This is a genomic window from Paradesertivirga mongoliensis, assembly GCF_024436395.1.
In the GTDB taxonomy this organism is placed as follows: Bacteria; Bacteroidota; Bacteroidia; order Sphingobacteriales; family Sphingobacteriaceae; genus Paradesertivirga; species Paradesertivirga mongoliensis.
The window spans coordinates 1,328,246-1,340,983 of the sequence record NZ_JAFMZO010000001.1; the positions used below are offsets into that span (position 1 = coordinate 1,328,246).

Annotated in this window: 14 protein-coding genes and 1 riboswitch; of the genes, 9 read left to right on the forward strand and 5 right to left on the reverse strand. The window is 40.6% G+C overall.

Features of this window, described 5'->3' with window-relative positions:
* The first annotated feature begins 184 nt into the window (after nucleotides 1–184).
* Nucleotides 185–622 (forward strand): peptidylprolyl isomerase, encoded by a 438-nt coding sequence (locus J3P43_RS05510; protein ID WP_255900059.1) that lies wholly within the window; start codon nucleotides 185–187, stop codon nucleotides 620–622.
* 86 nt (nucleotides 623–708) lie between these two features.
* Nucleotides 709–1,206 carry a DUF5606 family protein gene (locus J3P43_RS05515; protein WP_255900061.1) on the forward strand — a complete coding sequence of 166 codons (498 nt, stop codon included), beginning with the start codon at nucleotides 709–711 and terminating at the stop codon, nucleotides 1,204–1,206.
* Between the two features lie 149 nt (nucleotides 1,207–1,355).
* Here J3P43_RS05515 and rlmH read toward each other — a convergent pair whose 3' ends face one another.
* The gene (gene rlmH, locus J3P43_RS05520) at nucleotides 1,356–1,829 is read right to left on the reverse strand and encodes a 23S rRNA (pseudouridine(1915)-N(3))-methyltransferase RlmH (RefSeq protein ID WP_255900063.1); all 474 of its coding nucleotides are present in this window, start codon (nucleotides 1,827–1,829) and stop codon (nucleotides 1,356–1,358) included.
* 114 nt (nucleotides 1,830–1,943) lie between these two features.
* Between rlmH and J3P43_RS05525 the strand changes: the two genes are divergently transcribed.
* Nucleotides 1,944–2,417: a methionine-R-sulfoxide reductase gene (locus J3P43_RS05525; RefSeq protein WP_255900065.1), complete on the forward strand. Its 474-nt coding sequence runs from the start codon at nucleotides 1,944–1,946 to the stop codon at nucleotides 2,415–2,417.
* A gap of 93 nt (nucleotides 2,418–2,510) precedes the next feature.
* Nucleotides 2,511–2,870, forward strand: coding sequence for a septal ring lytic transglycosylase RlpA family protein (locus tag J3P43_RS05530; RefSeq protein WP_255900068.1), 360 nt, complete (start codon nucleotides 2,511–2,513; stop codon nucleotides 2,868–2,870).
* A gap of 48 nt (nucleotides 2,871–2,918) precedes the next feature.
* Here J3P43_RS05530 and J3P43_RS05535 read toward each other — a convergent pair whose 3' ends face one another.
* Together J3P43_RS05535 and yidD are read right to left on the reverse strand one after the other, a co-directional pair.
* The gene (locus J3P43_RS05535) at nucleotides 2,919–3,449 is read right to left on the reverse strand and encodes a hypothetical protein (RefSeq protein WP_255900070.1); all 531 of its coding nucleotides are present in this window, start codon (nucleotides 3,447–3,449) and stop codon (nucleotides 2,919–2,921) included.
* Between the two features lie 9 nt (nucleotides 3,450–3,458).
* Nucleotides 3,459–4,619, reverse strand: a complete 1,161-nt coding sequence (yidD, locus tag J3P43_RS05540; RefSeq protein WP_255900072.1) for a membrane protein insertion efficiency factor YidD — start codon at nucleotides 4,617–4,619, stop codon at nucleotides 3,459–3,461.
* Between the two features lie 231 nt (nucleotides 4,620–4,850).
* Nucleotides 4,851–4,989: riboswitch (cobalamin riboswitch) on the forward strand.
* Between the two features lie 108 nt (nucleotides 4,990–5,097).
* On the opposite strand from yidD, the gene J3P43_RS05545 reads away from it, so the two are divergent.
* The 5 genes from J3P43_RS05545 (at nucleotide 5,098) to J3P43_RS05565 (ending at nucleotide 11,781) form a co-directional block, all read left to right on the forward strand.
* On the forward strand, nucleotides 5,098–6,069 hold the full coding sequence (locus J3P43_RS05545) for a ribonucleoside-diphosphate reductase small subunit (protein WP_255900074.1): 972 nt from the start codon (nucleotides 5,098–5,100) through the stop codon (nucleotides 6,067–6,069).
* A gap of 100 nt (nucleotides 6,070–6,169) precedes the next feature.
* Nucleotides 6,170–8,548 (forward strand): ribonucleoside-diphosphate reductase subunit alpha, encoded by a 2,379-nt coding sequence (locus J3P43_RS05550; protein WP_255900076.1) that lies wholly within the window; start codon nucleotides 6,170–6,172, stop codon nucleotides 8,546–8,548.
* A 39-nt stretch (nucleotides 8,549–8,587) separates the two neighbouring features.
* Nucleotides 8,588–8,824 carry a cysteine-rich CWC family protein gene (locus J3P43_RS05555; RefSeq protein ID WP_255900078.1) on the forward strand — a complete coding sequence of 79 codons (237 nt, stop codon included), beginning with the start codon at nucleotides 8,588–8,590 and terminating at the stop codon, nucleotides 8,822–8,824.
* Between the two features lie 56 nt (nucleotides 8,825–8,880).
* Nucleotides 8,881–9,624 (forward strand): 3-oxoacyl-[acyl-carrier-protein] reductase, encoded by a 744-nt coding sequence (fabG, locus tag J3P43_RS05560; RefSeq protein WP_255900080.1) that lies wholly within the window; start codon nucleotides 8,881–8,883, stop codon nucleotides 9,622–9,624.
* A gap of 51 nt (nucleotides 9,625–9,675) precedes the next feature.
* Complete coding sequence (locus tag J3P43_RS05565; protein ID WP_255900082.1) at nucleotides 9,676–11,781, forward strand: hypothetical protein; 2,106 nt, start codon at nucleotides 9,676–9,678, stop codon at nucleotides 11,779–11,781.
* A gap of 2 nt (nucleotides 11,782–11,783) precedes the next feature.
* On the opposite strand, the gene J3P43_RS05570 is transcribed toward J3P43_RS05565, so the two are convergent.
* Complete coding sequence (locus J3P43_RS05570) at nucleotides 11,784–12,053, reverse strand: hypothetical protein (protein ID WP_255900085.1); 270 nt, start codon at nucleotides 12,051–12,053, stop codon at nucleotides 11,784–11,786.
* A gap of 220 nt (nucleotides 12,054–12,273) precedes the next feature.
* Nucleotides 12,274–12,576: an FtsB family cell division protein gene (locus J3P43_RS05575; protein ID WP_255900087.1), complete on the reverse strand. Its 303-nt coding sequence runs from the start codon at nucleotides 12,574–12,576 to the stop codon at nucleotides 12,274–12,276.
* Nucleotides 12,577–12,738 lie beyond the last annotated feature (162 nt).

Genomic DNA, 12,738 nt, shown 5'->3' on the forward strand with positions numbered 1-12,738 from the left:
AGCTGCCCGCATATTAAGCGATAAAGCAAAAAACAGGATTAGAACCGGCCACTTAATCATGAATGCAATAACGTAATTTATTGGCTTAAAGGTATAATATTGAGACGAATTATCGATTTTAAAAAAGTGATTACCCAATGCAACATAATTAATTACCTTTGCCCACTCGTTAAAATTGAAACTTATGAGTAAAGCAATAATTAAAACCGAAAAAGGCGACATGACCGTAGAATTCTACGATAAAGATGCGCCTAACACTGTAGCTAACTTTTTGGGATTAGCTAAACAAGGATTCTACAATGGCGTAACATTTCATAGGGTTATCCCTGATTTTGTTATCCAGGGTGGCGATCCGACAGGCACTGGTGCAGGCGGCTCTGGTACAAGAATCAAATGCGAGTTGACCGGCGAAAATCAGTATCACGACAGAGGGGTATTGTCTATGGCTCATGCCGGACGTGATACAGGAAGTTCTCAGTTCTTTATTTGTCATAGCCGCAACAACACGGCGCATCTTGACCGCAATCATACCTGCTTCGGTAAGGTGATTGAAAATGTGGATGTGGTAGACGATATACGTGCAGGCGATAAGATCTTATCAATAGAAGTTATTGAAGAATAAAATAGAGTGTCTCAGAAGCCGCCTTCAGCTCAAAGCTGGATATAACGGCTTTTGAGATATTCTTGTCAGGACCAAATTTCAATCGAATGAATTTAAAAGGATTAGTTGCAGTTTCCGGAAAACCGGGTTTGTATAAAATTATCGGACAAAACAAATCTGGCTTTGTACTCGAAAGTTTAGATGAGCAGAAAGCCAAGCTTATTGTTAATCTAACAACAGCAAAATTAGCTTCGTTAGAAGATATAACCGTTTTTGGCGACGATGACGATATTAAGCTGGCAACAATATTCGAAAACATGAAAAGTTCTGCGTCTATTCCTGACCCGAAAGCGGACGGTACTACTCTTAGGAAGTACTTTCGCGAAGTTGCCCCGAATCACGATGAGGAGCGGGTATATGCTTCGGATATGAAGAAAATAATCACTTGGTTTAGTCTGATTAAAGATCTTCCTTTGTTTACTGAAAATCCGGAAGGAGAAGCTGAAGCAGCTCAAAGCGAGGCCGCAGTTGAACCCGAACCTACAGCGGTTGAAGAAGCTAAGCCTGTAAAAAAGGCTGCAAAGAAAACTAAGAAGGCTGAATAATCAGCTTTCTTAGAAAAAATAGGCTATTGCCCAACATATCGCAAGAGCAATTAACAGCATCAGCCAAAATCTTTTTTGTTCTATCCCGGGGTCGGTGCCCTTATACCTGAAATTTCGTTTGTTTGGTAACATATGTCTCTGATGGTCTTTTACTCGTGATGATATGGCTCTCCCTTTAGGATGCTGAAGGCTCTATAAAGCTGCTCTACAAAAAACAACCGTACCATCTGGTGTGAAAATGTCATTTTAGAAAGGGATAATTTCTCGTTCGCAAGGGTATGAAGATTGTTCTCGAATCCATATGGCCCTCCCACAATGAAAACCAGATTTTGTACGCTCGACAGCATTTTCTTGCTGATAAATCCGGAGAATTGCACCGATGAATATTCTTGGCCCTTTTCATCCAGTAGAACAATATAGTCGGTATTACTCAGATTTTTCGAGATCATATCGGCTTCTTTGGCCCTTTGTTGGTCTTCAGAAAGATTTTTGGTGTTTTTTAGCTCAGGGAGCTCAATCATTTCGAACTTTACATAATGCTTAAGTCGCTTAATGTATTTCTCGACCCCCTCCTTCAAATAGCTGTCTTCAGTTTTTCCTATTACCAAAAAAGTTATCTTCATATTTGCTTTTACAATTTGAACAAATGTAGTCCTATATTTGATTTTAGTCTGGAATTAATATCTCATAAAACTAAATGACGGGATTTATGCGTATATAATAGAAAGAATAATAAGATGAACAAAACGGTATATATTTTAGTATGTCTCTTAGGCATCGCATTTTATTCCTGCGGACAAGAAAGGAAATTAGAGAAGGGCAACCCGGCAAAGACAGAAAAGAGTATGGAATATAACAAGTTAACACCAGAAGAAGAACGTGTAATTGTGCACAAAGGAACAGAATATCCTGGCACAGGAAAACTTTTAAACAACAAAGAGAAGGGGACTTATACCTGCAAGCGTTGTAACAACCCTCTTTATTTGTCGGATAGCAAGTTTGATTCTCATTGCGGCTGGCCCAGTTTTGACGATGAAATAAAAGGAGCTGTGAAACGTATTCCGGACGCCGATGGCATGCGAACCGAGATCGTTTGTGCGAAATGTGGCGGGCATTTAGGGCATGTGTTTTTGGGAGAGGGTTTTACCAATAAAAATACCCGCCATTGCGTAAACTCTGTTTCTATGGACTTCGTGCCGGCTAAACAGTAGCAACCCACTGCACCTTAAAAGTTTTTAACGAGAACATCCCAAAAGTGGAAAACTTTTGGGATGTTCTGTTTTTAGGAATTCTACTTTTACGGGATGAGAAATAGGGTACTAATTCTTATTATTCCTGCCTTGATGGGGGCGTCCGCCTGCTCAGAAAAAGCCACTCAAACTGGTAAAGCTTCTTACTACGCCAAGAAGTTTAACGGTAGAAAAACCGCCAGCGGCGAAAAGTTCAGAAGTTCAAAAAAAACCGCCGCCCATAAAACCTTGCCTTTCGGCACAAAAGTTAAAGTTAAAAATCTTAATAATGGAAAATCGGTTAAAGTCAGGATCAACGATCGTGGGCCGTTCGTAGCCGGGAGGATTATTGATCTTTCGAGAAAAGCAGCCAGAAAAATAGGGATGCTTGACGAAGGGGTGGCTGCTGTTGAGATTAAATACAAAAAGAAATAGAATTTCAAATCGACCTTGGACAAATCAGAAGGTCGATTTGAAAATTAGTTATTTTACTTCTACCGTTGATGTAACAGCTATAGAAGCAGCTGCCTCATATCCTGCAGGCACCATGGCATCCTTTCCTTTCATTGTTAGAAACAAGATGCAAACAGCTATCCCAAGGATAATTGATAGTGTTTCCTTGCTTTCTCCTTCTTGAAAAACATTTCCCATGCCCAATGGAAGATCTTGCCCGTCAACAGCCTTAACGGATTTTAATTGAATTTCAATCAAGCCTTCTTTTCCTAGCCCCTTGGCTTTTTGTGCTCTTAGAACCTGGCCTTTAGCAGGCGATCCAGCCGCTATCACTACTTTGTCTCCAACTTTGACATCATATTTTACTTTAAAGTCAATTATCTGGCCGGGTGTAATAGTTGCTGAAGAGATGGTTGATGCTGTTTCGAGCGCCACCGAAGTCCCCGCATTGATAACGACACCATCTGCGGTCATATTGAATGACATGCAAAGCACTGAAACGATTAAAAGTAAAGCTACTTGCCTGATGAAAAATGATTTTTTTAAGATTGATTTTAACATGATAAGGGTTTAAGGGTGTATATTATAAACTAATTTATTGCTTAGGTTTTGCCTCTGATTTTCGTTATAGCGTTTCGCACTTTTACTTGATCCATAGATATTGCCAATGTAGAAGCTTAAATTAAAGACTCCTGTAAGCATACTCATACCGTAGTTTTTATTTTTAATGTTTGAGTATGTGGCATACGTTAATAGACTATTAATTATAAATGCCGAGATAGCTGTTTGCTTATGTCCGGCATAGGCATATCCAGCACCGGGTACTATCGATATTAGCGCCGCAATACCCGGTTTTTTCTCTTTTAAAGGGAGGGCGCTTCTTATCAACGCTAGCTTTTGTTGGACGAGCTGTTGTGAGAAAGGAAGAGTTTTGAGGTGCTCAAAAGCTTGTTGCGATTCCTTCCATTTATGTTGCTTTGCAAATAACGTAGCCTGAAATGCAATAAGTTTTGCTTTTTGATAGCTGTTTTCTGTGTTTGTTATAGCCTGATTCGTTATTTCGATTGCTTTACTGAAGTTGTTGAGATAAGAGTAGTTCACAGAAAGCTGATAAAGTATCTCAGAATTTGATTTTAAATTTATGGGGCACCGCATCTCATAAGCATAAATGGCTTTTTCGAATTCACCTAAGGCTTTCAGGCATATCAATTCATTAGTAAAGAGTTCTGAATTGATTTGTGATGATGAATGCTGGATGCGCTTTATTTCCAACAGAGCTTCGTGAAACAAGCCGTCGTTAATTAGCGATTTTATTAATAATACGGGGGTCTGGGTATCTTGAACAGAATCAGAGTAAGAATAAAAATAGGTATTACCTGTATAAAATAATTCTGCTGGAGGAGTGTGGTAATAAGGATAGTCTAGTTTCCTGAATCCATTATTCCGTAAAGTCAGAGAATAATTACCGTGATCGTGTCCGCAACGCATAAGTCTGTCAGACACCAGGAGAAACGCTTCTGCAAAACTTTTTTCTTTGAATGATTTTAATCCAAAGTTGGAGCAGCTCGGATACATCGGACATTCCTGGCCTCTTATCTCACTTATATATTTTTGATAAAACTGTATGTAATCTGTTGTTGACGACTCTTTATTTTTAACAGATTGCTTGAAGTAGCTTGTTTTACTGGTCAAGGTGCTTCCATCCACCTGCTCCATAAAGGGTTGGCACATAGTAGTGGTTGCAAAAAGAATGAACGCGCAAAGGGCTATCGCCTTTCGTAAAACAAGGTAGAACAAAATATGATAAACTAAAACTCGTAACGAAGGTATAAACAATGTTTATATTTTAATAATTTTTAGAAACTCTGATTAGAATACGGTAGAATGTCAACAACTTGTTGTCTGTTTAAAACTTTCGGGCGCAATAAATTATTCAGATTCTATCTTTGTTTCAATAAGTTCTTTAACATATATCATTTAGGTTCATAGTAAGCAATGCCGAGCTATGATTAAAAGGGAACCGGGTTTAAATCCCGGGCTGACGTGCAACTGTAAGTATTTTTAATATAAGCCAGACACCTGCCAGAATGATTTTGTCAAAACTTTCACGTATAAGGTTTTGGCGAAAGCTCGTCTCCATGAAGCATTCGCTTGTGGAATACCCGTCTTTTGTCAATTCCTGTTTCGCATCATTAAAAAATTAAAAACTATGCAACAGGACGAAGTATTATTAAAAGAAAACAAGGATCGGTTTGTAATCCTGCCAATCAACTATCCCGCTATCTGGGAGATGTACAAAAAACATGAAGCAAGTTTCTGGACTGCCGAAGAGATTGACCTGTCGGGAGATTTAAAGGATTGGCAAAGCCTTAATTCCGGAGAGAAGCATTTCGTTTCGCACATTCTAGCATTCTTCGCCGCCAGCGACGGGATTGTTAATGAAAATCTCGCCGTAAACTTTATGAATGAAGTTCAGGTGCCCGAGGCACGCTGTTTTTACGGGTTTCAAATCATGATGGAGAACATCCATTCCGAAACCTATGCTCTACTTATTGATACCTATATTAAAGATGGTACTGAAAAAGAATACTTGTTCCATGCCATAGAGACCGTTCCCTGTGTTAAGAAGAAAGCAGAATGGGCGCTCAAATGGATTGACAATGGAACTTTTGCCCAACGCCTGGTGGCCTTCGCAGCCGTTGAAGGAATCTTCTTTAGCGGAAGTTTTTGCTCGATCTTCTGGTTGAAAAAGAGAGGATTAATGCCGGGACTAACCTTTAGTAATGAGTTGATTTCAAGGGATGAGGGACTTCATTGCGAGTTTGCCTGCCTGCTCTATGGGATGCTTAAAAACAAGCTTTCTCAGGAAGAAGTACATCAGATAATTTTCGATGCTGTCAGCATCGAAAAGGAGTTTATAACAGATGCACTCCCCGTTGCCCTTATCGGGATGAATGCAAACTTGATGAGCCAGTACATAGAATTTGTTGCCGATCGCTGGCTGGCAGAGCTTGGCTATGAGAAGCTGTTTCTGGCAACTAACCCTTTCGATTTTATGGAGATGATATCCCTGCAGGGCAAGACTAATTTTTTCGAAAAGCGTGTAGGCGATTATCAGAAAAGTGGAGTGCTGTCCACAAACGAAAACAGTCAGGCTTTTTCTCTCGACGAAGATTTCTAAATATTAGACTTGCGATGTGAGACTCTAGATATGAGTATATCTGAAGCCATCTCACATCTCACATCTCGAATCTCATTTCTCACATCTCAAATCTCCCACAATGTTTGTAATAAAAAGAAACGGACGAAAAGAAGCCGTAAAATTTGATAAAATCACTGCACGTATCGAAAAACTATGCTATGGATTAAATCCGTTGCTAGTTGATCCTATAGACGTTGCCAAGAAGGTAATTGAAGGGTTATTTGATGGGGTTACCACTTCAGAGCTCGATAATCTCGCGGCAGAAACCGCTGCGTCATTAACCACTAAGCATCCCGATTATGCATTACTGGCATCCCGCATTGCCGTGTCAAATCTCCACAAGAATACTACAAAGTCATTTTCGGATACCATGCGCAAGCTGCATCAGTATATCGATCCCAAAATCGGAAAAGCGGCGTCGCTTATAGCCGATGACGTGATGGAAGTTATTGAGGCAAATTCCGGAATTCTCGACAGCACTATTATTTATGACCGGGATTTTGGCTTCGATTATTTCGGTTTTAAAACTCTCGAGAAATCCTATCTGCTGAAACTTGATGGCGAAATAGCCGAGCGCCCCCAGCATATGTTTATGCGTGTGGCGGTAGGGATTCATAAAAGTGATATAGATAGTGCGATTAAAACCTATAACCTGATTAGTGAGCGCTGGTTCACACACGCCACACCAACACTGTTTAACGCCGGTACTCCTAAACCGCAAATGTCATCATGCTTTCTTTTGACTATGAAGGATGATAGTATAGATGGGATTTACGACACCTTGAAGCAAACGGCTAAAATTTCGCAAAGTGCAGGAGGAATAGGTATAAGTATTCATAATGTACGGGCAACCGGCTCATACATCAGCGGTACAAATGGTACAAGCAATGGTATTGTTCCCATGCTTCGCGTTTTTAATGATACAGCCAGATACGTTGATCAGGGTGGAGGTAAACGCAAGGGAGCTTTCGCAGTTTATCTCGAACCATGGCATGCTGATGTTTTTGAATTCCTGGATTTAAGAAAGAATCATGGAAAGGAAGAAATGCGTGCCCGCGATTTATTTCTCGCACTGTGGATTTGTGATTTGTTTATGAAGCGGGTGGAAGCGAACGAAGACTGGAGCCTCTTCTGTCCGCATGAAGCGCCCGGATTACATGAATGCTACGGCGAACAATTCGAGCAATTGTACATTAAGTACGAACAGGAAGGCCGGGCGCGGAAAACAATCAAGGCTCAGGACCTTTGGTTTGCTATTTTAGAAGCACAGGTCGAAACCGGTACTCCCTATCTTTTATACAAGGACGCGGCTAATGCAAAATCCAATCAACAAAATCTTGGAACTATCAAAAGCTCAAACCTTTGTACCGAGATCCTGGAGTATACTTCTGCAGACGAAGTCGCAGTTTGTAATCTTGCTTCACTTGCGTTACCGCGATTTGTCATTAACTGCATTTTTGATCATTCAAAGCTATACGAGGTGGCCTATCAGGTTACTTTAAATCTTAACAAGATTATAGACCATAATTATTACCCCGTAGATGAAGCTCGTAACTCGAACCTGCGACACAGACCAATTGGTTTGGGTGTTCAGGGCCTGGCGGATGCTTTCATTCTGTTAAGGTTGCCATTCGAAAGCGAAGAAGCCCAGCAATTAAACAGAGAAATATTCGAGACCATATATTTTGCTGCGATGACCGCATCTAAGGATTTGGCGATTAAAGAGGGCGCATACGAATCTTTTAAAGGATCGCCGCTTTCGGAAGGAAAGTTCCAGTTTGATTTGTGGAACGTCAAGCCGGCAAGCGATCGCTGGGATTGGGAAAATCTTCGTCTTGATGTAATAAATCATGGCGTCCGAAATTCGTTATTAGTAGCACCAATGCCCACCGCCTCAACCTCTCAAATTCTGGGCAATAATGAATGTTTTGAACCTTACACATCAAATATCTACACTCGCCGTGTTCTTAGCGGTGAGTTTATCGTGGTGAACAAACATCTTTTAAAAGACCTGGTAAACCTCGGTTTGTGGAACAGCGACATGAAAAATAAGATCATTGCAGCGAACGGTTCGATCCAGGATATCCCCGAAATTCCGCATAACATCAAAGCCTTATATAAAACAGTTTGGGAGATTAAGATGCGCACTATTATCGACATGGCAGCCGATAGAGGAGCGTATATTTGCCAGTCTCAGTCGCTGAATTTGTTTATCAATTCGCCAAATACATCAAAACTTACGTCGATGCACTTTTATGCCTGGAAAAAGGGCTTGAAAACAGGGATGTATTACTTACGTACCCAATCTGCTTCGCAGGCAGTTAAGTTTACAGTTGAAAAGCAAGGCGGGAAAAGTATCGAACCTGTCATTCCTATAGAAGTAGAGGCCGTTGTCGACGAAATTCCAGACGGTCCGGTTTGTTCAATGGACGAAGGTTGTATATCTTGCTCTGGATAGAACCTATCGAGGTGGAGTGAGTTATGTAATAGACCGAGTATGAATAAGCACGAAATTATTCCTTGCGAGCGTTGTGGTAATCGTACAGAGTGTAAAGCTAACTCTTATACTAAATGTCAGTGTGCTACTGTTCAGTTAAATCTGAACGAAGTTCAATATGTGAGTGAAAACTTTGACGGGTGTTTATGTGCGGCCTGTCTGTTCGATTTGAAGAACGAATATCTCCGTTTAATTAATACTGTTACACAGGAAGTCGCGAATGTTCCAAATTCCTGATACAGCCTTTCTGTGTTTCTGCAAAAAGTTCTAACTTCACGGCCAAATTAAATCGTATGAAATTACTTGAGGGAAAAACAGCGTTGATTACAGGAGCATCGAAAGGCATTGGCCGTAAAATAGCCGAGAAATTTGCTGAACATGGTGCCAACGTAGCCTTTACATATTTATCATCTGTTGAAAAAGGACAGGCTCTTGAACAGGAATTGCAAAGTTCGGGAACTCAGGTAAAAGGGTACCGTTCTGATGCATCAAAATTCGATCAGGCAGAGCAATTGATTAATGATATCGTTGCTGATTTTGGAACTCTTGATATCGTAGTCAACAACGCAGGTATAACAAAAGACGGCTTATTGATGCGCATGAGTGAACAGCAGTGGGATGAAGTTCTTGAGGTGAATTTGAAATCTATCTTTAACGTAACCAAAGCAGCGTCGAAAATCATGATGAAGAACCGCAAAGGAGTTTTCATTAATATGAGTTCTGTTGTTGGAGTACAGGGTAATGCTGGTCAGGGTAATTATGCTGCCTCGAAAGCCGGAATTATTGGTTTTTCGAAATCAATGGCAAAAGAACTTGGTTCCAGAAACATCCGTACCAATGTGGTTGCACCTGGTTTCATCAAAACTGAAATGACAGAAGTTCTTGATCCAAAAGTAGTTGAAGGTTGGGAAGCCGGAATTCCGCTGAAGCGGGCTGGTGAGACAGAAGATGTAGCCAATGCCTGTGTGTTTTTAGCGTCCGACCTGAGCGCTTACATTACCGGTCAGGTTATCGCCGTTGACGGTGGAATGTTATAATTGTAACGATTAGGTTTAAACGCCGATAAGTGTTATTCCTTTAAATAAAAAATGGCATATTTACGTTCTGTAGATATGCTATTTTTATTTCAGCTTCAGTTTACCGCAACTACCTATTTCTGGATGCTGTTTTGCATTTTGCTGGGCATCGGCTATGCGTTTTTGATGTACAGGCCATCACAGCTCAGCCTACAGAACAAGATCCTTTTCGCCCTGCGCAGCCTTGCTGTAGCGGTTATAGCATTTTTGCTTTTCGCTCCAATGATAAGGTTTATGGGCAAATCTACCGAAAAGCCTCTTATTATACTTGCTCAGGATAATTCTGCTTCAATTTCTGTTTCTCCTGCCCGGGGATTTAATCTTCCCCAATACAGCCAGCAGTTTAGAGAATTGGCAGAAAAGCTTTCTAAAGAGTACGAGGTAAAGTCGTTTACGTTCGGTGCTACCTTAAAGCCAGGTTTGAATACGGGTTATAAAGAAGCCATGTCTGATATCAATACGCTGTTTAGACATGTAAACGAACAGTATTTAAACAGAAATATCGGTGCGCTTATCATTGCATCTGACGGTATTTACAATCAGGGCGGCAATCCTGAATACGAGGCCGAAAACTTAAAATCGCCAATATATTCAATTGCGTTGGGGGATACCGTACCTAAAAAAGATTTATTGGTAGCTAATGTTAACTACAACAATATCGTTTATCTGGAAAATGATTTTCAGATCGAAATAAGTGTCGAGGCTTTTCAAAGCCGTGATGCCACCAGTCGTCTTACTGTTTCAGATGCATCAGGAACGGTTTTTTCACGAGGAATTTCAGTCAACTCTAACGATTATCGTCTAAGCATTCCGGTAACGCTTTCCGCCAGGAAGAAAGGTATACAGCGCTTCAAAGTAAACCTTTCGCCGGTGTCTGGCGAGCTTTCAGTTCAGAATAACAGCCAGACGTTTTTTGTCGAGGTGATAGATGGAAAAAATAAGATACTTATCCTCGCAAACTCCCCGCACCCGGATATTGCTGCCATCAAACAGTCGTTAGAGCTTAACAAAAGTTACGAAGTTAAGAGTGCGCTGATAAGCGAATACAAGCCGGCTGATCTCGCTAACGCGGGATTGGTAATTCTCCATCAACTTCCCTCCGCAAATTCGGATATAAAATCTGTTTTACAGCAAGCCGCATCAAAGCCTCTCTGGTTTATTTTGGGTGCTCAGACCCATGTGCAGGCCTTCACACAGGTCCAGGATTTATTAAACATAAGTTCTGCAGGAAGCACAGAAGAGGTAGTTGCAAGAGTCAATACTGGCTTTTATGATTTTACCTTATCAGAGCACACCCGCAACAGTCTGCAAAACTTCGCACCTTTAATCGCGCCCTTTGGAAATTATGGGATAAAAAGTCAAGCCTCTGTTTTATTGAGCCAACAAATTGGTAAACTAGCCACAGACAGACCATTGTTGCTTTTTTCTAAAGCCGGCGATAAAAAGATTGCGGTGCTTGCGGGTGAAGGTATTTGGAGATGGCGGCTTGAAGATTTCAGAGAAACGGGTAATCATGAGGCTACTACCGAGTTACTTACCAAAGTAATTCAGTTTATGGTGAGTAAAGATGATAAGCGTAAATTCAGAGTTTACCCCTCCAGGAGTACCATCGACGAAAGCGAAAAGGTGATTCTAAATGCGGAGCTGTATAACGACAATTATGAATTGATCAACACTCCGGATGCCTCCATTACCCTAAAGCACAGCAATAAGAAAACTTACCCTTATTTGTTCAGCAGAACCGGAAACGGCTATATTCTCGACGCAGGGGTGTTGCCGCCCGGCGAATATACTTATACTGCTAATACGCAATTAGGGAGGGAAAAGCATACCGCGTCCGGGCAATTTGCAATCATTCAGCAACAAACCGAATACCGCCAAACCACAGCGAATCATCAGTTGCTTTATAACCTTGCACAGTTAAATAACGGAGAGATGATCTATCCATCAGAAATCAATATCCTTATGGATAAGATCCAAAAGAACGAACTGATTAAAACCATTTCGTATGAGGATAGGAAATATGAAGATCTTATAAGCTTGAAGTTGATTTTCTTTCTGATTCTGGCGCTGCTGTCGGCAGAATGGTTTATCAGAAAGCGTAATGGAGAAATCTGATCTTAATCTTCAGTTTTCGTCAGGTAGAACCTCCGAATAGTTTTTTTACTGGTCCAGTGACCGGAGATTAACCCATCTGCGTTTTCTTTCCCGATAAAAACCGAGCAATGAGTGTTATTGTCGAAACAGTCAAGCTTCCATACTAAGGTTTGAGTATTGAAGCTTCCAACCACCCTGAATGTTTTGCTATTTATTGCTTCGTAATAAGAGCCTTTTACCGGTATGGAAAGATTTTTGTAACGTTTGGCGTTGTTGCTGGATTCTAAAGACATTTTGATGTAAGAGTATCCGATAATTTCTCCTATTAGTTTAACTTTTAGGCTGGACCTTACGTGTGTTTTTGGCAAAGCTGGTTTCTTAGAAATACTTGAAAAGCATTTCTGTGGACTTGCAAGTGATATCACGAAAAAAGTGAATACTGCGAAACCGATGGCTTTGTATTTTTTCAATGAAAATTTCACTAATAAGAAAATGGAATTTAGGAAAAAAGATTTAATCTGTCTCAGATTTTTCACGAATGATGACATATACATCCTCGTCATCTTTCTTCATCAGATATTTTTCGCGGGCGAATTTTTCCAAACGCTCTCTGTTGGTGCTAAGCTCATCTAAATCCGTTTTTACTTTTTCTATCTCTGCGATATAAAAAGCCTTTTCATTTTTAAATTTGTTTAATTGAGAGCGGTACTCATATTGAGAAAGCAGGTCGTTGCGGTCAAAGAATAACATCCAGGCCACGAAGCATATGCTTACCAAAAAGTATTTATTGCTGAAGAGTTCTACGATTCGTTTCATTTGGTAGTACAAATATAAAAATATAGCTGAGTTTTCCAAATGTTGCGGTTTGTATTTGCGGCCCCGCTGTATAATCGTCGGATGACTGAAATGCTAATCGTTACTACCAGGCCTTATCCAAAGTCATCCGATGACTAATATTCGACAAGAACCTTCATCTTC

What these genes read in the sequence shown, in the direction of transcription:
- J3P43_RS05510 (WP_255900059.1), top strand. Translation starts at nt 185, where the DNA reads ATGAGTAAAGCAATAATTAAAACCGAAAAAGGCGACATGACCGTAGAA.
- J3P43_RS05515 (WP_255900061.1), top strand. Translation starts at nt 709, where the DNA reads ATGAATTTAAAAGGATTAGTTGCAGTTTCCGGAAAACCGGGTTTGTAT.
- rlmH (WP_255900063.1), bottom strand. Translation starts at nt 1,829, where the DNA reads ATGAAGATAACTTTTTTGGTAATAGGAAAAACTGAAGACAGCTATTTG.
- J3P43_RS05525 (WP_255900065.1), top strand. Translation starts at nt 1,944, where the DNA reads ATGAACAAAACGGTATATATTTTAGTATGTCTCTTAGGCATCGCATTT.
- J3P43_RS05530 (WP_255900068.1), top strand. Translation starts at nt 2,511, where the DNA reads ATGAGAAATAGGGTACTAATTCTTATTATTCCTGCCTTGATGGGGGCG.
- J3P43_RS05535 (WP_255900070.1), bottom strand. Translation starts at nt 3,449, where the DNA reads ATGTTAAAATCAATCTTAAAAAAATCATTTTTCATCAGGCAAGTAGCT.
- yidD (WP_255900072.1), bottom strand. Translation starts at nt 4,619, where the DNA reads ATGTGCCAACCCTTTATGGAGCAGGTGGATGGAAGCACCTTGACCAGT.
- J3P43_RS05545 (WP_255900074.1), top strand. Translation starts at nt 5,098, where the DNA reads ATGCAACAGGACGAAGTATTATTAAAAGAAAACAAGGATCGGTTTGTA.
- J3P43_RS05550 (WP_255900076.1), top strand. Translation starts at nt 6,170, where the DNA reads ATGTTTGTAATAAAAAGAAACGGACGAAAAGAAGCCGTAAAATTTGAT.
- J3P43_RS05555 (WP_255900078.1), top strand. Translation starts at nt 8,588, where the DNA reads ATGAATAAGCACGAAATTATTCCTTGCGAGCGTTGTGGTAATCGTACA.
- fabG (WP_255900080.1), top strand. Translation starts at nt 8,881, where the DNA reads ATGAAATTACTTGAGGGAAAAACAGCGTTGATTACAGGAGCATCGAAA.
- J3P43_RS05565 (WP_255900082.1), top strand. Translation starts at nt 9,676, where the DNA reads ATGGCATATTTACGTTCTGTAGATATGCTATTTTTATTTCAGCTTCAG.
- J3P43_RS05570 (WP_255900085.1), bottom strand. Translation starts at nt 12,053, where the DNA reads ATGTCTTTAGAATCCAGCAACAACGCCAAACGTTACAAAAATCTTTCC.
- J3P43_RS05575 (WP_255900087.1), bottom strand. Translation starts at nt 12,576, where the DNA reads ATGAAACGAATCGTAGAACTCTTCAGCAATAAATACTTTTTGGTAAGC.